The 17259-nt window shown below is 60.1% G+C and carries 18 protein-coding genes and 1 pseudogene; 5 read left to right on the forward strand and 14 right to left on the reverse strand.

The features are described 5' to 3' along the window. Nucleotide 1: 1 nt before the first annotated feature. Together AOQ71_RS07645 and AOQ71_RS07650 are read left to right on the forward strand one after the other, a co-directional pair. Nucleotides 2-1051 carry a 2,3-butanediol dehydrogenase gene (locus AOQ71_RS07645; RefSeq protein ID WP_057743950.1) on the forward strand — a complete coding sequence of 350 codons (1050 nt, stop codon included), beginning with the start codon at nucleotides 2-4 and terminating at the stop codon, nucleotides 1049-1051. A gap of 169 nt (nucleotides 1052-1220) precedes the next feature. Continuing rightward, the gene (locus AOQ71_RS07650; protein WP_057743953.1) at nucleotides 1221-2195 is read left to right on the forward strand and encodes a helix-turn-helix domain-containing protein; all 975 of its coding nucleotides are present in this window, start codon (nucleotides 1221-1223) and stop codon (nucleotides 2193-2195) included. Nucleotides 2196-2488: 293 nt separating this feature from the next. Here AOQ71_RS07650 and AOQ71_RS07655 read toward each other — a convergent pair whose 3' ends face one another. The 14 genes from AOQ71_RS07655 to AOQ71_RS07720 all read right to left on the reverse strand — a co-directional run bounded on the left by AOQ71_RS07655 (nucleotide 2489) and on the right by AOQ71_RS07720 (nucleotide 15353). Next, on the reverse strand, nucleotides 2489-2986 hold the full coding sequence (locus AOQ71_RS07655; protein ID WP_057743956.1) for a MaoC/PaaZ C-terminal domain-containing protein: 498 nt from the start codon (nucleotides 2984-2986) through the stop codon (nucleotides 2489-2491). Nucleotides 2987-3004: 18 nt separating this feature from the next. Beyond that, nucleotides 3005-3682: a thiolase family protein gene (locus AOQ71_RS42850; protein WP_057743959.1), complete on the reverse strand. Its 678-nt coding sequence runs from the start codon at nucleotides 3680-3682 to the stop codon at nucleotides 3005-3007. Next, nucleotides 3679-4035 carry an AMP-binding protein gene (locus AOQ71_RS42855; protein WP_057743962.1) on the reverse strand — a complete coding sequence of 119 codons (357 nt, stop codon included), beginning with the start codon at nucleotides 4033-4035 and terminating at the stop codon, nucleotides 3679-3681. The genes AOQ71_RS42850 and AOQ71_RS42855 overlap by 4 nt, the downstream gene beginning before the upstream one ends. Further along, a complete protein-coding gene (locus tag AOQ71_RS07670) occupies nucleotides 4032-4586 on the reverse strand; it encodes a biotin transporter BioY (RefSeq protein WP_057743966.1) in 555 nt (184 codons plus the stop codon). The genes AOQ71_RS42855 and AOQ71_RS07670 overlap by 4 nt, the downstream gene beginning before the upstream one ends. A gap of 12 nt (nucleotides 4587-4598) precedes the next feature. Beyond that, complete coding sequence (locus tag AOQ71_RS07675) at nucleotides 4599-5024, reverse strand: CbiQ family ECF transporter T component (RefSeq protein WP_162268332.1); 426 nt, start codon at nucleotides 5022-5024, stop codon at nucleotides 4599-4601. A 218-nt stretch (nucleotides 5025-5242) separates the two neighbouring features. Beyond that, nucleotides 5243-6205, reverse strand: a complete 963-nt coding sequence (locus AOQ71_RS07680) for a hypothetical protein (RefSeq protein ID WP_057743974.1) — start codon at nucleotides 6203-6205, stop codon at nucleotides 5243-5245. A 19-nt stretch (nucleotides 6206-6224) separates the two neighbouring features. Further along, nucleotides 6225-6755, reverse strand: a complete 531-nt coding sequence (locus tag AOQ71_RS07685; RefSeq protein WP_057743978.1) for a GNAT family N-acetyltransferase — start codon at nucleotides 6753-6755, stop codon at nucleotides 6225-6227. Beyond that, complete coding sequence (locus AOQ71_RS07690; protein WP_057743981.1) at nucleotides 6743-7084, reverse strand: type II toxin-antitoxin system TacA family antitoxin; 342 nt, start codon at nucleotides 7082-7084, stop codon at nucleotides 6743-6745. Before AOQ71_RS07690 ends, AOQ71_RS07685 begins: the two co-directional genes overlap by 13 nt. A 205-nt stretch (nucleotides 7085-7289) precedes the next feature. Continuing rightward, nucleotides 7290-8087, reverse strand: a complete 798-nt coding sequence (locus AOQ71_RS07695; RefSeq protein ID WP_157083425.1) for a hypothetical protein — start codon at nucleotides 8085-8087, stop codon at nucleotides 7290-7292. A gap of 61 nt (nucleotides 8088-8148) precedes the next feature. After that, the gene (locus tag AOQ71_RS07700) at nucleotides 8149-9078 is read right to left on the reverse strand and encodes a DUF4238 domain-containing protein (RefSeq protein ID WP_057743988.1); all 930 of its coding nucleotides are present in this window, start codon (nucleotides 9076-9078) and stop codon (nucleotides 8149-8151) included. After that, nucleotides 9068-10792: a UvrD-helicase domain-containing protein gene (locus tag AOQ71_RS07705; RefSeq protein WP_057744184.1), complete on the reverse strand. Its 1725-nt coding sequence runs from the start codon at nucleotides 10790-10792 to the stop codon at nucleotides 9068-9070. Before AOQ71_RS07705 ends, AOQ71_RS07700 begins: the two co-directional genes overlap by 11 nt. Then, the gene (locus tag AOQ71_RS07710) at nucleotides 10773-12590 is read right to left on the reverse strand and encodes an ATP-dependent nuclease (RefSeq protein WP_057743993.1); all 1818 of its coding nucleotides are present in this window, start codon (nucleotides 12588-12590) and stop codon (nucleotides 10773-10775) included. The genes AOQ71_RS07705 and AOQ71_RS07710 overlap by 20 nt, the downstream gene beginning before the upstream one ends. Before the next feature lie 218 nt (nucleotides 12591-12808). After that, a complete protein-coding gene (locus AOQ71_RS07715) occupies nucleotides 12809-14071 on the reverse strand; it encodes a Shedu immune nuclease family protein (protein WP_057743996.1) in 1263 nt (420 codons plus the stop codon). Between the two features lie 241 nt (nucleotides 14072-14312). Beyond that, the gene (locus tag AOQ71_RS07720) at nucleotides 14313-15353 is read right to left on the reverse strand and encodes a hypothetical protein (protein ID WP_157083426.1); all 1041 of its coding nucleotides are present in this window, start codon (nucleotides 15351-15353) and stop codon (nucleotides 14313-14315) included. An 822-nt stretch (nucleotides 15354-16175) separates the two neighbouring features. Between AOQ71_RS07720 and AOQ71_RS42865 the strand changes: the two are divergent. The 3 genes and pseudogenes from AOQ71_RS42865 to AOQ71_RS07735 all read left to right on the forward strand — a co-directional run. Continuing rightward, a pseudogene (locus AOQ71_RS42865) lies at nucleotides 16176-16439 on the forward strand (DUF736 domain-containing protein); the annotation flags it as partial. A gap of 140 nt (nucleotides 16440-16579) precedes the next feature. Then, nucleotides 16580-16888 carry a type II toxin-antitoxin system RelB/DinJ family antitoxin gene (locus AOQ71_RS07730; RefSeq protein WP_057744002.1) on the forward strand — a complete coding sequence of 103 codons (309 nt, stop codon included), beginning with the start codon at nucleotides 16580-16582 and terminating at the stop codon, nucleotides 16886-16888. Between the two features lie 23 nt (nucleotides 16889-16911). After that, nucleotides 16912-17181 (forward strand): type II toxin-antitoxin system RelE/ParE family toxin, encoded by a 270-nt coding sequence (locus AOQ71_RS07735; protein ID WP_245316786.1) that lies wholly within the window; start codon nucleotides 16912-16914, stop codon nucleotides 17179-17181. Nucleotides 17182-17259: the final 78 nt, after the last annotated feature.

The raw sequence follows: 17259 nt of genomic DNA on the forward strand, positions 1-17259 counted from the left end.
TGTGGAAGACCGTCAGTTTACCGCCGCCGTTTGGTATGGCGCGCGAGATATCAGGGTGGAGCTTCGGCGGACCGCCCCGCTCTCCGCCAATGAACTGCGCATCAAAGTTGCGAGATGCGGGATTTGTGGGAGCGATCTCCACGAATACGTCAACGGCCCTCACGCGATTCCGGTGTTACAGGAGCACCCGCTGTCGCGGCGCAAGGCGCCCATCGTCTTGGGACACGAGTTCTGCGGGACCGTAAGCGAGGTGGGCAGCGGCGTGATCGGCTTCCGAGAGGGGCAACGGGTCGTCATCGAGCCGGAGTACCGATGCGGAAGCTGCAGCGCTTGCCAACGCGGGGAGTACAATCTTTGCGAGTCGATGGGCTTTGCCGGCCTCATGGGCGATGGCGGTATGGCTGACGAGGCCACGATTCCGGCCTATATGGCCCACGCGCTTCCCGATGAGGTGTCCTTTGCCCAGGCTGCGGTTCTCGAACCTGCAGCCGTCGCCCTGCATGCCATACGGCGGAGCGGCTTGGGTGCGGGGATGCGTTGTGCAGTGGTGGGCGCGGGCCCCATTGGGCTGTTGATCGTTCAACTGGCCAGACTCGCCGGTGCGCGGGAGATCGCAGTCAGCGACCTCTCTGACGCGCGCCTGCAAATGGCCACTCGGCTCGGCGCCACGATCGCGGTGAACACCGGTCGCGATTCTCTTTCCGACCATGTCCAGGACGTCGACATCTCTTTCGAAGCCGTCGGCGTTCAGTCAGCCCTCACAAGTGCATTCAATGTGCTGCGAAAGGGCGGGCGCCTGGTCCTCGTCGGCCTTTTCGGGAAGCCACCTAGTCTGGACGCTTTCGGGCTGGTGAATCGGGAGATCGATCTGATCTCAAGTGTCGGCTACCGGCACGTCTACCCGGACCTCATCGCCCTGGTCGCTGCGGGTCTGTTCGATCCGTCACGCATCGTAACCCGAGAGATCCGGCTGGCGGAAGTCGTCCAAGACGGCTTCGAGCGTTTGCTGTCCAACCCGGCAGATGTGAAGATCGTCGTAAATCCCGAGTGATATCAACTTGGATTCAGCAGAACGGACCACGTAATTTTACGGTCCTGGCGCAGACGTTCGGTTTTTTGTGCCTGTTCCGAAGGCAAGCGGACGGCCTTATTGCCGTTGAAGCAGTTGAGCCGACCGGTTAGCATATTGCAAAAATATGCACGTAGTACCGGGAGGGGACATGCAAGCAGCTTGCCTTGCCGAACGCGGCCGTGCGGGACGGCCCATAAAATTCGACACCGCGGCGGTTCCCCCGCTCCGGCGCATCAGCTTTTGGGAAGAAAAATGCGCTGATAGGGTCGTCGGGCTTCGGTGCACGTCACTTGAGCCAACCGGGCTTCAGGCTCAGTTTCAGTACGTCGATTTTGGCGCAATGAAACTGATCGATATCGCGGGTGGACAGCATGTCGTCGAGCGCACTCCTGACCTGGTCCGCAGGATCGAGAAAGATGCGGTTTTCCTTACTCTGCTGAGCCGCGGCAAGGCGTTCGTCAACAGGGCCAACGACTGTCTGGTGCTCAAGGAGGGCGACTGCGTTCTCTACGACACCAATCAACCCTACATGCATGGCTTCCCGGGGGAGATGCGGCACGTCATATTCGAGCTTCGCGGCGAAGACTTTCGACAACGCTTCCCTGCCTGGAATCTCAGCAAGACATTCTGTTTCGATGGTGCGCTTGGCGCCGGCCGATATGTATCAGACAGTCTGCGGAAGATTCTGCGGCGGCATCATCCGTTTAGTGAGAACTGCGATCTTGATCAGACGATAGAGGAGGAGGTTTGGAAAGGACTGGAACTTGCCTATGAGACGATCAGAGGCAGCCGCACCAACTATCAGTTGTTAACGATCGAGCGGATCAAGCAGCTTATCGTGACTAATCTTCGCAATCCCAAGCTGGGGCCGAAATTCATAGCTGACGAGATGGGACTCGGCGCACGCCAACTCCACCGGCTTTTTGGAGACGAACCAGAGTCCCTGTCTGAAACGATCATGCGTTTGCGGCTCGAGAGGTGCAAGGAGGATCTTCTCAGGCGCGATCGCCTGAAGGCATCGGTTTCGGAGATTGCTTATTATTGGGGATTTACGAATCTTGCGCACTTCTCTCGGAGATTTAGCGACGAGTTTGGGTGCGCACCGTCGAAGGTTCGTCCCTAATCGGTCGGACAAAACGCCAGGATCGTTGACACGTTCGACGCCGCGACAATTGGCGTGTGGCATGTACTAATCATGCCGATCAATTCCTGAGCGGAAGCTGGAGGCTCATATCCGGCCAGGCCTCTCAGGCGAGCGGGCTGAACTTCTGGAATCCTGACATAGGCTTGCCACTCCTTGAAAGGAATCGAAGCGAGGGACGCAAGGATAAGACGCCAAATGTCTCGCACGTGTTCAACGTGCACTCGATCAGTCGGCGTTACACCAATGACAGCTTGTGGCACAGTGGGCAGGTTTCAGTTGAAGAAAATGTCTGTGCGGCGTGATCTCAGCGCTCGGTCCCCCGAGTTCAACTCGAGATCGCATGATGCGTCTACCTGCACGAAGCGCGGTCGGGCCTTCACCAGCGTCAGCCGCGCCCGTAGCCGGAACACATCGCCGCAACGTACCGCGAAACGAAACCGAACCGAGCGGAGAGCCGCCGCTCGGCTTTGCGCGGCACCTATGACGACATATGCTTCCTGCAAAAGAGCCGGCACGAGCGCCAGAAGCAATTGGCCGGGCACGATTGTCGCACCTCCGGCGAGTTCGCAACGGGCACGCTCCATATCGGTATGAACCCAGTTCCGATCACCCGTCAGCGCGACGAAACGGTCGACCTCATCCTGCGTCACCGATCGCCAGCGCCCGGGAGCGAGTTCGTTGTCCACGAAGTCAGCAAGATCGATCGCCCGCGCGACATGAAGTGCGGTTGCCTGCGTCGGAGCTTCGGGGTCTGGCGGCATTTGAATCATTGCGTCCCGTCCTTCTCCTCATATCGTCGCAAGCAGGGCGCTGCCGAGCCCGCCCGCGGCTGCGATCGCCGCTAGCCCGATCGCACCGGTCGATTCCGATTGCATTTCATGCCAGAGGCGCACGGCCAAGGTCGCGCCCGATGCACCGATCGGATGTCCCCGTGCCAGGCCACCGCCGCCACGGTTGAGCGCCGATTCCTGCACCCCGATGCCGTCGACGCAGGCAATGGCTTGGGCGGCAAATGCCTCCATAACCTCGGCCACCGCAATCTGCGTCGGCGCGATCCGTTGCGCTGCAAGGAGGCTCTTTGCCGCCGCAATCGGCGCCGCTCCGGGTATGGCCGGGTCGCCGCCGCGGCGGGTCGCCGATATGATCCGCAAGGGCCGCCTCACTTTGAGCCGCCGGGCCATCGGCTCGGAGACGACCAGCAGGGCTGCTGCGGCGTCGGCTTCAACCGCCACCGTCGCGCGCGTCACGCCAAACGCAGTATCGCCTGCAAGTGGTGCAAGGCGTAAGCAGGTCGCCTCCGTTAGGCCGCGAGGAAAGGCATCGTGCGACAGGCCCGCGAGCGGCGTGATCTCCGCCGCGCCGGGCGGAATTTGCAGCGCCTTGCGATGGCTTGCGACGGCGAATTCATCCTGCCGTGCACGCGAAATGCCAAACCTTTCAGCCAGCGTCGCGGCGGCAGCGATCATGTCAGGGTCCCGCTCCGGCCAAGGCGCGAACGGAGGACGATCGTACCCGGCGCCAGCGGCGTAAGCGCAAGCCGCGCGGTCTCCGTCGGCCAGGACGGATCCAGAATTTGCGCTTTCCGCCCTGCGCGGCAGGCGGCGAGAAACAGCAACACGAGCGCCGGCCCGTTCGGCAGATGCAACGCAACGCCGCGGCCCACTGGCACCACCTTCGCCAAATGCCCGGCAAGACGGTTCACGGCCTGATCGAGATCTTTCCAACTCACCGCATGGTCGTCGCAAACGACGGCCAGCCGGTCCGGCGTCTCCCGGGCATGCCACGACAGGGCTGCAGCGATTGTGGAGGTCGTTGTCATGAACGGCTGACGATTGCGGCCGGGTAGCTCCGGTGCGACGCCTCCGCGACAAAGGCGGTGGCCAGCGCCTTCAAGAGATCGCCCGGCACGAACACCGCGATTGCAGCCAAGGCTTGCGGCAAACTCATCCTTGCCATCGCCATCAGGCCGAGAATGCCACAGGCATATTCCACCAGGATGCCGCCCGCGATCGCGGCAACGAGCGCCGCGGCGAATACCGGCCGGGTCTTCAGCTGCGCCATCACGAGACCTGATACAAAGGCGGCGGGAGCAAAGCCGAGCAGGAAGCCCACCGACGGTCCAAAAAGCACGCCGAGCCCGCCGCGTCCGCCCGACAGAAGCGGCGCTCCGAGCAGCACCACGAACAGAAACAACAGCACCGCCAGCGCGCCATGGCGAGGGCCGAGGACGATCCCAGCCAGCATGACGCCGAGCGTCTGGGCCGTGATCGGCACACCCATGGCGATGGGTAAGACGATGCTGGGCACCATGCCAAGCGTTGCGATGACAGCGGCAAGCAAAGCGATACGAACGATTGCGCGGGACTCCACGGGATTTTTCTCCTACAGCGGGGGTAAGCGACGATCGGCGGCGGACCGGTCGAAACCGCGTGCATCGAGCGCTTCCGCGACGCGATCGGCAAGTTGCAGAATGTCGGCGACGAAAGCGGCCACCAGTCGCAGCGGAATGCGCCGGTGCGTGCGTGCCTTCCAGGCCTCCTCGCGCGCACGCCACCGCGTCATCACGACGGGCACGAAACGCAGAACAAGTGCCACGGCAAGCGCCATCTTGCGCGGATTGACCCCAAGCGGGCGTAGCAGGTGGAGCACCGGCGCCAGCACTTCCATCAAAGCGCTCATCGTGGTTGTCATGCTGACGAGATCGGCGAGCAGAAGCATCGCCAACAGCCGCATGGTGACGACGGCGCCGGCGTTCCAACCAGCAGACGCCGCCTGCACACCCCCGACGACCACAAGCAGCGGCAGCAATGGCCGCAGCAAGCTGCCGAAGCCAACGCCAACTGCTTCGATCAACCAATCCCGCAGGCTTATCGAATATGGAATCACCCGTCGTGGCACGCCATCTGTAGAGATGGCTCGTCCGCAACGACTTCATCGCAGGGATACATTTGAAGAGCCGATGGATCGACCAGCAACTAGTGTAATGTGAGTCAGTTGTCCCGTGATTGCATCCTATTAAGAATCGCTCACCGCCGATCGCCATTTGCGGCGAGGATGGTGACTTCTGGCTCCCAGCCCTCAGGTAGTGTCGGCGGACTGACTGATTCCAAATCAAGTCGGACGAACGACGCCAGGATCGACTCGAATGTTTGCGTATCACGCGCCCAATGGATGATGCCGTCGAACTCCGTCGACAGCTTGTTCGTCAGATCCAGCGATGAGCGTCGATTGATGCCAACTGGGCTGTCAACTTGGACGATCGCGATCCGTTCTCCACCGACCCATCGCACGATATCTTCCGAAAACGCATGCGCGTAGTCGCGACGACCGTCCCAAACCGCTGTGCGGATCTCCTTTCCAACCGGGGTCACGAACCGGAATATCCAGGGGCAGTCCTCCTGATCGACCGTTGAGGCGGGGTAGAACGCCGGCGGCGACGGGCGATTGAGTGTCGCAGCTTTCCGTTCCCGGATTTCGCGACGCTGGGCTGACGTCAGGCGAGCGAGCTTTTGGCCATCTTCGTCGAACATCTGAATATGGGGTGAGGAGAATTTCGGCGCCGTCCCGGCATCGAAAACGTCCGAATTCGGAAACACGAACAGCAGCACATTTCCGATGAAACTGCGCAGATGTCGCAGCACGATGTCCCATGCGATATCTGAATCGAGGACACGAACGACATGGAGCGCAGCGCCCGGCGCCGCTATCTTCAAGCGCTCGACGACGGCGAGACCGATGGCGCTGAAGCGCTCTCCATCGCCAAGGCAGAACCCCACCTGGAAGGCGCGCTCGCCTACGATAGCTCGGTAGGTTTGTAGTGAGATCCGGGCATCCTCCGGGATCGTCGTCTCGCCGGTCAATTCGCGAATACGTGCGCCATTGATTTCGGCGACCGAAGGCAGCATGTGCAGCTCGATCATGCCGCGGAAACCGTCACCGGACGGCCATGAGGCTTGCTTGCGCTGCTTCTTTCGTTTGGCTTCACCCAATCCGTTTGCCTCCAATACCCTAACTGAAAGCCGCGACTACAGTTTCGATGGGTAGATAGAGCGTCCGGCTGTCCTGCGGATATTCCACGAACTCTGCGCATCGCAGATAGAATTGCTTTGCCGCGTCGTCCTTCGCATGGACAACCACGGCGCCGATGCCGATGCTCTGCGAAGCAACGGCGATACGGCGCAACGCGTCAGCTAAAAGGTCGGCGCCAAGCCCCTTGCCGGCATGGCTGCGGCTTACAGCCAACCGCCCGATGATCGACACCGGAATCGAGTCGGGCGCGTTGCGCCGCACCTTGCCAGGTGCAGCCGCACGCTCCACGGCACCCGCGGATATGCAGAAATAGGCAACGACCGATGCACCCTCGCATACAACATAGGTGCGGGAGAACCGGCTCTCGTTCTTCAATGCACGCTGGCGCAACCAGTCGTTCAGGGCGGCCTCGCCGCAGTCGAAGGCAGAGAGATTATGCTCGGCGGTCAGTGGAACCGGAGCCTTCAATCGCGCTTCAGGCCGCCCCTTTGCGCGATCTATTTCTGCCATGCCGGCACTCGGCGCAGAAGCGACCGCAATTTCGGTCCCGGCGCAGGCGGGTTGTCGAGTGCATGCATAAAGGCGTCGTAACGCTTCGCATCGAGCACGAAAAGGCGCTGATCGAGCAGGACGTCGATCGCCTCGCGGCGCGCGCTCTCGATCATGAATTCGGTGCGTGTCTTGCCTAGGATCGCCGCCGCATCATCAATCATCTGACGGGTGCTGGCTTCGATCCGCAGATTGATGCTGCCCTTGGTATCCGCAACAGCCGGCCTCTCTGCGACCGTTACGGCCGCAGCGAAATCTTTATCCGTTGAAGTTCCGCGCGTTTTTGGCATACGGCATTATGCCGGCCTGTATCTACAATGTCAATACACGTCACATTCGATCCGGGACAGCATCGACACGAAAATGGCGAAAGTCCCGAACCGTGCGTCAAGGTCTGATTTTGCGGCTAGGCTTGCCGACGGACGTCTACAATTGATAACGAAGGTTTGACCACCATGCGTTCGTAGATCCCAGTGGCCTTCTGATGCGCCTGGCCTAGTCGTCCTCGCCTGTCAGCTCTTTCCATCGTCCGATGTCGACATCGACGAAGTCCGTCGGATATCCGCGCCCAATCTGGGTGAAGCTTGGATCAGTTTCGCTGTGCACGGCCAAGATGGCGTCGGGCTGCAACCGCTGCTGGGCGTAGAGATCGAATGCGCTCTTGTCCGGGATGCAGCCGCGGATCCGGCCATAGGTGGCGACAACGGCTTTGCCCGCCGCATGGCTGTGGTTGGTGAGCGACAACGGCACCGCAAGCTCGAGGACGCGTGCCGTTCCGATCTTTGCAAGCTCGGCGAGCCGCACGCGATCTCGCATCCGCATCGAGGCGACCTCGCCGCCCCAATGGGACATCAGCGGTATCACGCCGGAATCGTCGGTCGCGATCGGATGGGAGACCATCCAGAACTTGTTCGACCGGGATTGCAGTTGCTCGCTGTGAAAGGGGCTGGCGTCGTAAAGGATGCTCGACGCCTCGGCCGAGAGGTTGCCCGCGGCAACCAGGGCATCAAGCCTGGCGCGTAGAGTTGTGGGCGTCGAGAGGTGGACGCCATCGCGGTGAAGGATAGCGATCTCTGAGTCCGTCATGCGCGTGTAGTGATAGGCCCGGATCGTACGCTCCTGCATCATCTCACCAATTGCATCCCGGAGCGCGTAGAAGCCGCCAGCGTACGGGTTGTCTGGCCGGATCAGCCGGCGACCGGGTCCTTTGCCGCAATCGTATGCGAGGAAAATCTCATGGTCCGTCGTCATGTAATTCTGGATCAGGTTCGCATGTTCATCAAGGACGACCATGAGGTCTTGGTCGAACGTTGCTGCATTCCAAACGTCGATCGGGCGCAATTCCATAGGCATGTCATGAGTTGTTGGGATCGGGAAGCGACTGGCTCCCGACCTGGGACTTGAGACGATCGAGTTCCTGTTTGTCCCCGACGATCCACCGACGGGCGCGCGCGGCGTTCTCTAAATTCAGATTCTGAATATCGTGCTCAGGGGCAATCGTCGATGAAATGCCCAGCGCCGGAGCGTCGGTTGGGGTCAGATAGAGCGCGACGTCCCGCGAAAGAGCGGCTCGCAGATCCGACATATCGCCCTTGTTGTAGAGCACGCCCGCGTCGCCCAGAATGAAGCGCCCTGCGGCATCGGTTTTTACGGTCCAGTTGAAGGTCAAAAGCCTGTCGCGCACGATATTGCGTCCGTCGGGATTTTTGACGACATCCGTGAATGGCAGCTCGGGTACGCCGCCCTGCGATACGAGCGCCAGGATGATTTGCTCCAGCGCGTCTTCCGCGTCCTGCAATCCCAAGGACTTGATGTGGTTGAATTCGGCTTCGGTAATGGACGCCCCAGGAAAGCTCTCTTCCCAGCGCCCACGGAACGAAGCGAAATCGGGAGCGTCGAACGTCTCCAGGAGGCTCATCGTCAGTTCCTGCGCTCTCGGTGCGAAAGATGCGACGACGTCCGGATCTCGCAAGATCTGGACCGCGAGGTACGAGGCTAGCGCTTCTTTCGCGGCCTGGCTCCGGTCACCGCCGTTGATGATGCGGTCGAATGTCGCGCTGCCCTGCGCATCGATTTTATTGAGGTCGACCGTCTCGAGCGTCGTGTCGTCCGCGCCATTCGGCTGTACCGTGTAGAGATTCATGATCTGCATCAATTGTCTGGACGAGCGATCACCGATGCGGTCTGTGTTCTTGTCATACGACCAGAGCTTGCCGTCCGGACTCTGGAAGCGGCGAATCCAGAACTGCGGTATGAAATGATGTCTGCGCGGCTTATTGGTCATGGCTCGTTCGTAATGGAAGGAGGTGGCACGGGCGATCCTCGGGCGTCATGATCATCACTGCGCGACGCGCGCGGGTTGCAGCAACGTGAAGGTTGAAGCGGGCGGAGCGTTCGTCATCGGCGCCGGTGCGCTGGAGGTAGCGCTGAAACTGGCCTTCGAAGGCGATGACCTCGTCGAATTCCTTTCCCTTTGCTTTGTGAATCGTCATGACGGTGACACCGTGCTGCGGGCGGGTGGTGGCTGCAAATTGATCGTCCACGACGGCCGCGGCCAGCAAGGCACGGGCGTTGCGATAGGCGCCATGGGTGCGCCAAGCCTCGGCCAGCCTGGATTCGATTTGGGCGCCGCGCCGCAACAGGCGCATGTGACGCGCTTCCTTGGCCACGGCCTGGAACTCTTTACGATCGCTTGCATTGAGGCAGGCCCGGATGGCCCGCCAGTCCGTCATAGGATCTCCCGACAGAGCCAGGGTTGCAACGGTGTCCATAAGGTTTCGAATGCCGGGTCCGATACCGCGTGCTTCGAGGCCGTCTAGTCCACGGCCTCGGACAGCTGTGGCTAGGTCGCGATATCGGGCCGCCTTTCGGAGCGCACCTCCCGATGCCTCTTCGCTTCTGCCGAGTTCGAACGCGGCAAGTCCGTCCAGGATCGCGGCGGCGAGATGCTGGTGCGAGCGCGGCTCCATAAGCAATGCGATCAGGTCGGCAGCAAGCATCGGTCCCTCGGCGGCAACGAGGATGTCGACCGGATAGGCCGGGAGGCCGTGAACAGCCTGGGCCATGTAGTCGAAGACGTTGATGGCCAGCGTGTTTGCGGGAACGAGCACCGCGAGTGACCACTCGGCGTTGCGGCGGAGGCGGGCAACAGCCCTGAGGATTTCCTGCTTGAGCGGGCGCAGGCTGCGGCCGCGATAGCATGTGACGGTGACACCATCATAATTCGCGGCCCGGTACTCGCCGTCGATGATATCATTGGCAAATTGGGCGATCGCGGTGCCTGGGCTTCGATTATTCTCGCCGGCAAAGTCAAAGGGCGTGGGATCGAAGGCTTCGATATATTCGTCGAAGCGACGTGGATGTGCGCCCTTGAAGTCGTAGATTCGCTGCTTGGGGTCGCCCAGCGCGATGAGCCGGCTGTGGCGGCCGAGCTGGGCGACCATCTGCCATTCCTCGGCGTTCGTATCTTGGAACTCGTCGACGATGATGAGCGGATAGGCCCGCGCATAGGCAAGCGCGAGAGCAGGTGCGGTTTGGAGTAGTTCGGTCAGGAGTGTCGGAAAGAGATCGAACGCGACCAACCCATCATTTTCGAACAGCTGTCGCTGGCGCGCTGCGCGAGCGGCGCCCACGAGACCGGCAAGATGCGCGCGTGCCTTTGCAGGGAGAAGCAGGGCGACCCCGCGCTTGGCGCAGAGAAGGTAGCCGTGACTCTTGAGGATCGTCCATGCAAAGCCATGGTAGGTGTTGATTTCGATCCGCGGCATCAGCGCACGCGGCAGGGTGGCGGTGGCCTGTTCCGCGACACGCGCGACGGTCGCTCGCGCGAAGCTGAGGAATAAGGCCTTTCCGAGCGGTCCGAGCCGCTGCGCATCGAGATCTGCGCAAGCTTTGGCGAGGGCAATCGTCGTTTTGCCCGAACCTGCGCCTCCACGAACGAGAATGTTACCATCGGTCCGTAGGAGGCGTTGCCTTTGATCACACAGGATCAACGCCATCGCCATTATCCGAAGATATTCGCTTGCACCAGGGGGCGGGTGGCGGTGGCGGCGGCAGCGGCGCAGCCAAGTTTTTCAGCGCCGTGATGATCTGCAGCATGGTTGGGGGGAAATGTCCCAACTGGCATTGCTCGAAGAAAATGGTGAGATAGTCGTCACCCTTCTTGTGCTTGAATAGTGCGAGAAAAGCCTCCCGATAAGCAGCTTCAGGCGATCCGGGGAATGGCAAAAGGTTGTTGAGGGCCTGCGGCCATTCGCCGGCGGCCACGAAGAACTGTACAAACCACGCCTGCATCGGAACCGATATTTCGGCAGCGAGGAGGTCTTCGAACCCCGCGTAGGGCTGTTCATACGCGGCGTCGCATGACGCGACGATCGCGGCGCCGGCCGGCTGAGCCTGTTGATCGAAGATGGTCGCGACAGTCTTGCCCAAACTGCGGAAGAAGGCCGCGAACGCGGCGACAGACGTTTGGCCACCGGCGTCGAAGGGCACCCATCCGAGGGCGTCGAGTCGTTGATAGTGCGCCGGCGCGAGCTCCGCCGCGCGACGAGCAACCGCGCTATAAGCCACAAGCTCGGTCTTGCCCTCGACGACAATGACCCGACGCGCGAGTAGCGCTTCGCAGAAGCGGGTGCGAAACCCGTCGCGGAACGTCTTGAGCTTCAGGTTGGCGGGAAGCTCGATATTGGAGGCGTTAAGCACGCCGGCTGTATTCCGCGTCAGCACCATCATCTGCTCGGGTTGGAACTGTTCGATCACGTAAGGCGAATGCGACGTGAAGAGCGCTTGGGCGGCGATCGACCTCACCTTGTCGACAACACGCTTCTGCACGTGAGGTGGAAGTGAGAGCTCGGGCTCCTCCATCGCAAAGATGACGCGGCCGTTGCGTCGTTGTGCGATGAGGCCAAGCATTGCCAGGACCAGCGCATTGATCGTTCCCGATCCTTGATGCTGGAACGGGGCAGCGTAGCCTGGGACGCCGGTGGCCAGGAACGATTTCAGCACACGGCGGAGATCATCGCGGGTGAGATCGGATACACGAAGATGCGGCGCGTCGGCCCATTCACCGGGAACGATGTCGCGCATGGCGTCGCGAATGGCCGTCAGGATGCGCCCGAATTCAGGATCGTTGTCGCCAACGACGTCGAGATCGCGGAGCTGGCGCAACAACCCCTCCCACATGCGAGTACGGACCTCGTACGTCTTGAGGATGATGTCGAGGAGCGAACCCCGCTCCATCGAGAGCGCCCTGTTGCCGGTGCGCAGCGCGCGCAGATGCAGAAAGCCGAATTCGCGCTTGTCGCTCGAGCGGCATTCGTTGATCAGGGTGCCGTCGTCCAGACGTGGCACCGCGAACCAAGTTTTCGCGGTGAAGTCGTCGTTCTCGGGGTCGTAAGCGCCCTCGAACCGGATGCGGACGGCGGGATCGACGCCTTCCTGAGCCAAGTCGGCCCCCTGCCCTGGCCCCAGGAGCGACCGATCGGCTTGCCGCCAGAATTCGAGATTGTTGCGAAATTTCGTGCAATGCTGCTCGTCGAGACCGGTGATGACGACTTCGACGATGATCAGCTTTGCAGGCGCACCCTCAGCCGGGAGATAATCCCCGCCATAGAAATCATGTTCGTCGATCGCCTGCGCACGCGCGAGCCGATCTGGACCAATGGCAAGCTCGATGGCTTCGAGTACGGTTGATTTTCCAGTGTTGTTGTCGCCAAGGAGGACGGATGTGCCGGAAAAATGGACTTCTGCCTGTCTTATGCCTCGAAAATTCTCGATAAAAGCACGAGCTATTTTCACAATGCCCCCTCAAGCATCTTTTTTTGTCGAATTGAAGCATATCAGTCTATTTCGGCACTGTTCGCCAGCTAAACTAACGTCGGTGGCTCAAATTCCGGACGAGCCGTTCTACCTCGACACTCGCACGGCAAGCCAGACAGAAACGAAATAGATTAACAAAGTAGCGAAGGTCGATTTTTTCCACCAGACAAACAGGCAATGCAACGAGACTCAGGGTATCACACACTACGCTCTGCAGTATTCAGGCCTCCGCGTCGGGAGAGGGACGCGATAACGTTATCGAGACGGCGCAGCAGGTCGTCGTACGTAAGGATGTCCATCATGTTGGAATACTTGCGCTTGATCACCTCTAGATCGAATAGTTGATCATCGGCGAGTGCGGACGTTCCGTCGGCACGTTTGTCACGACCCAGCAAAATCATGGCCTTCGGGTTAGTCACTCGGATCTGCATGCCGGGTGGAAGAAAATCGGCGTACCGTGTCGTGAGCTGCCGCTCGCCTTCAACACCCCATTTCGAAAGGTGAAAGAGATATTTCTCGGCCTGCATGATCGTTCCAGATAGCTCCTTGGTCGGAACGCTATTGCCTCGGTAGAGGCCCCGGCTCAGCAGTACGTCGTCGAAAGGCTTCTTGATCTCGATAACATCGATGCTTCCCCCGGCATCGATGAGGCAGATGTCGATGAACCTGTTTTTCCGCGTTCCGGGCTTGGAGTAGAAATCTGCAACAGTGACGCTTTCGAGTACGGCAACGTATTTTGGAAAGAGCAGGAGGATGACCTTGATGATCAGCCTTTGCCAGTCCTTTTCGCTGTAAGATGTCGCCTCGGCGAGCCAGGCCAAGATGGTGTCGCGCAACATCACGTACTTATCGATTTCGGCCTGGATGAGCGCGGGCTGCTCCAGCGGAGCGGCTGACACGGCGGAGCCTCGGCGGGCAAGATAGGCTTCGTATTTCTCTCTCGCAGCCGCGTTGCCATCGAGCACCTCTCCCACAATCGACTCGACGCGTGCCCTGGCATAGCGATCGAGCTCGGACGAGTTCGGGAATTTCGCGAGAAGCTCGCGAAAAATCTCGACCGGTATCCTGTCCTGTCGCGAACCTCCGACGACGATCTCGCCGAAGGGTTGCTTCACCTTCTCGATACGCGGGAAAATGCGGATGTTGCGTTCAGCGACGAAGGTCTTGCGCTCAAGGCGGATGCCGCTATCGGCGATAAGAACATCCTGATCGCATCCCAGAATCCGGCCCGGAATCCGAAAATAGCCCGCTTCCTTCGTCGCAAACCGGAATCGGTATACTGGTTCCTCGGCGCCCCTCTTCGAAGGAGCCGTCAGCAGGTCGGCGGATTCAAAGGTAAAGCCGCTGCTGACGGTGACTTCGCCGTCGTCCTTCAGCCTTCTGGAGGCCCACTCAGGATCGTTGTTCTCGACCTTGTATTCGAGAATTAGGCCTCGGTTGTCTTCTTCAAAGCCGATCATCACGGACTACCAATGCCTCGCCTGTGGCTCCGGTCGCAAAGATGTTGACGCATCCTCACACATAAAAGAAAGGCTGCCGCTCCTCTCCCTTCGCGGATCCCATGACAAGGACATCTCCAATCATTCCCGCAATCAGTCAGTCCTATGATGTCGCCAAGCACTGCGCGGATGTCGGGCTTTGCGTTCTTGCTGCGCATTACGGTAAGATGCAGCGGATTGGGCGTATCAGGCCGATACGTGGTCAGTCATCCGCCAATAGCTTCTTGAAGTGCTCCCCGGATTTTCGCCACTCCTCGAACGCCTCCCGATTCGTCTCGTGAAGATCAATCTCGACGTAGCTCGTGCGAATGATCGCCAGCAGGGCTTCCAGCTGCCGATGCATCTCGCTGCGCGCGACAAGAATCGCCTGCCAGTCGGTCTCTTGCTCCTCAGTAACCAGCATATCGCCGGGACTTGAGAAGACGTTCATGCCGGAGCGGGTGTCCGTGTAGTTCCGTCCGTAGGACGTCGCTTCGTTCCAAGCCGCATCGAGCCCACGAAAGGCGGCATCGAGCGCAGGATCATTGATATGAAATAGAGAGTTGCTGATTACACCGTGATAGCTTTCATAGTAAAACAAGTCGCGATTAAGGATGGAGTGGGGCAGGCGTTCGATGTGCTCTTGCAATGCTGGAATGGCAAATTGTGAGAGGGCCCACCGCGCAGCGCGCAGATCGCGTTGGCGGCGAACCTGAGCCGGGTCCATCAGCCTGAGTTCGGCAGGACGAGGCGGATTGCCGTTCAGTATTACCGTGAGCGCACTGACGAACAGATCGGTCAATCGCTCGATGCCCTTCTTATCGTTCGCCTCCTTGACCCGGTATTGCGAGATCCGCTGGCGATCAAAATCGAATGGGAGGTCTTCGTATTTGGCAATCGACAGGTTCGTGAGCAGGATCATTCGATTCCAGCCAAGATGTGCTGCGGCATAGCCAACCTCGAAAGTCACGTTCGGGTTGGGGCAAGGCCGCGCCTTAATTTCCGTAGATGCTGGCGGCGTGACCGTCGTTATGTCACCAACGAAGATGTCCGCGGCCTCGATTTTCTCCAATATCGAGCGCGGCACATTGTCCGCACCCATCATGTCGCGGGTCGCCTCGTCGAGTTTCAGCGTGAGCTCCGGCTGCCCCTCCTCAATCCGGGCGGCGGCCGCAACAAGTGCCTGGCGGATAGCATTTCGGTTGGTGCCGGCAGGAGAATCACTTTGCCATGCATAAAAGACGGCGTATTCGGTCTTGCTCAAGTGTTTGCTCTTTATCGGGCGTGTCTGCTGGAATTTCTGCATATTGAACGGAAGTCGAGGTTCCTAGCAACATAGCGTTCGACTGTAGCGTCGCGAACAGCCGATCTCGAAGGCTGACCGTGGCCGACCGAACTACGACGGCGACTTAGTCTTAGCAGACGCCTTCGATCCATCTATGAGCAAACCCCTGCGATGGTAGCTAGCCGGGCCGTTGGACACCCTCGCGAATTCTATCGCTCACCGACCGTACCGGCGGCTTATCACGTGCATCGGCCCCTTGCTGGCCTGACGGCAGCCATCAGCCGCTCTTCCAGTACGGATTCTTGGAGGCGCTACCGTCGATCCCCAGGCGGCGACTCGTCGGGGGAAAGAGGTAGCGGAGGAGCGACTCGCCCCCGACGACAGGGTTCGCTGGACTGTTGAGAATGCCTGGAAGCCCCTCCCGGCAGGGCATCTCGCGCAGCGGCTACGCTGGGCTGGCAACGGATGCAGACGTTTAAGCAAGACCGAGTGGCGGTGCCGAAAGCACCCTGATCACATTGTCGAGATGCGTTCCTCAACAGCTCAAAAAAACACCGTTTGAAAAACCGTTTTAGTTCGGTCGTCTCAAACGGTTCGCGAGGGTAAGTCATTGAAAGACTTGGTGGGCGCACTAGGGCTCGAACCTGGGACCCGCTGATTAAGAGTCAGCTGCTCCGCGGAATGCCAATCTTGGCACCTCTACCTTGGGTCGCCCCCCGAATCACAGAGACATTGGTGCGGTTCGTACCACCACTCGCGCCAGCGTCCATCAAGCGCAATTGAATCCTTGAATAGTCACCCACGGTTCGCACCCTCGCTCTCAATGCCAAAGCCAAGCTGGTTCGGGTCGAGAACCCCTCCGACAAGGGACCGCACTTCCGCATCTTCGCCGGCAATGTCGAGCTGGGAGCCGCCTGGCAGAAGACCGCCAGGGATACCGAGCGCGATTACCTCTCGGTCAAGCTGGACGATCCGAGCTTCCCGGCTCCGATCTATGCCACCCTGATCGAGGTGGAGGGCCAGGACGGCCTCCAGCTCATCTGGTCCCGCCCGAATCGGGATTGAGGGCCCACGGCAACGGCCCCGCCGAAAGGCGGGGCCATTTGCCCGCTGTCAGAGCCTCGGGTCACGGGGCCGTGATAGCCACTGTTCCATGTCATTCAAATGTATTACATCTCGCTATGCGTGAGAATAGGGAGGTCGCTATGGCTTCGAATGCCTTGGTCCAAACCCGCATCGATGCGGACGTGAAGGAAAAGGCCACTGCGGTTCTGGAAAACATGGGTCTCACGGTATCCGACGCCGTTCGGATCCTGCTGACGCGCACGGCCAATGAAGGGATGCTTCCTCTGGAACTCGTGAGCAACAGCCAAGCTTACGATAGCTGGTTTCGTGAGAAGGTGCGCCAGGCGTTGGCCGACACGCCGCCCGATATCGATGATTCCGAGGTCGAAACGCATTTCGCACAACGCCGTGCCGCTGCGCTTCGACAGGCACCGGAGCAGGAACGGTGAAACTAGCCTAGTCGCGCTTCGCGTTGTCTGATCGCGACGGCATTTTCAGCTACATCGAGGCCGAGAATCCTCGTGCCGCGGTCCATGTCGACGAACAGATTGCGAATGCCGCGCGGCGCCTGCTCGACTTTCCGGATAGCGGTCGGCCGGGGCGTGTCGCTGGGACACGCGAGTTGGTCATTCCGCGTACATCTTTTGTCGCGGCGTACCTGGTCGACGGCGATACCGTTCGCATCTTGCGCGTGCTCCATGGCGCGCAGATGTGGCCCGACGAACTTACCAACGACGATTGAGGCGGCTCCGTACAGTATCGTGCGACCAGCTGGACGGGCAAGTTTCGATTTATTGCTCATATCGTAGGTTGGCTACGA

It is taken from the genome of Bradyrhizobium manausense (assembly GCF_001440035.1).
Taxonomy (GTDB): Bacteria; Pseudomonadota; Alphaproteobacteria; order Rhizobiales; family Xanthobacteraceae; genus Bradyrhizobium; species Bradyrhizobium manausense.

What these genes read in the sequence shown, in the direction of transcription:
- AOQ71_RS07650 (WP_057743953.1), top strand. Translation starts at nt 1,221, where the DNA reads ATGCAAGCAGCTTGCCTTGCCGAACGCGGCCGTGCGGGACGGCCCATA.
- AOQ71_RS07655 (WP_057743956.1), bottom strand. Translation starts at nt 2,986, where the DNA reads ATGATTCAAATGCCGCCAGACCCCGAAGCTCCGACGCAGGCAACCGCA.
- AOQ71_RS42850 (WP_057743959.1), bottom strand. Translation starts at nt 3,682, where the DNA reads ATGATCGCTGCCGCCGCGACGCTGGCTGAAAGGTTTGGCATTTCGCGT.
- AOQ71_RS42855 (WP_057743962.1), bottom strand. Translation starts at nt 4,035, where the DNA reads ATGACAACGACCTCCACAATCGCTGCAGCCCTGTCGTGGCATGCCCGG.
- AOQ71_RS07685 (WP_057743978.1), bottom strand. Translation starts at nt 6,755, where the DNA reads ATGGCAGAAATAGATCGCGCAAAGGGGCGGCCTGAAGCGCGATTGAAG.
- AOQ71_RS07690 (WP_057743981.1), bottom strand. Translation starts at nt 7,084, where the DNA reads ATGCCAAAAACGCGCGGAACTTCAACGGATAAAGATTTCGCTGCGGCC.
- AOQ71_RS07695 (WP_157083425.1), bottom strand. Translation starts at nt 8,087, where the DNA reads ATGGTCGTCCTTGATGAACATGCGAACCTGATCCAGAATTACATGACG.
- AOQ71_RS07700 (WP_057743988.1), bottom strand. Translation starts at nt 9,078, where the DNA reads ATGACCAATAAGCCGCGCAGACATCATTTCATACCGCAGTTCTGGATT.
- AOQ71_RS07705 (WP_057744184.1), bottom strand. Translation starts at nt 10,792, where the DNA reads ATGGCGTTGATCCTGTGTGATCAAAGGCAACGCCTCCTACGGACCGAT.
- AOQ71_RS07715 (WP_057743996.1), bottom strand. Translation starts at nt 14,071, where the DNA reads ATGATCGGCTTTGAAGAAGACAACCGAGGCCTAATTCTCGAATACAAG.
- AOQ71_RS07730 (WP_057744002.1), top strand. Translation starts at nt 16,580, where the DNA reads ATGGCTTCGAATGCCTTGGTCCAAACCCGCATCGATGCGGACGTGAAG.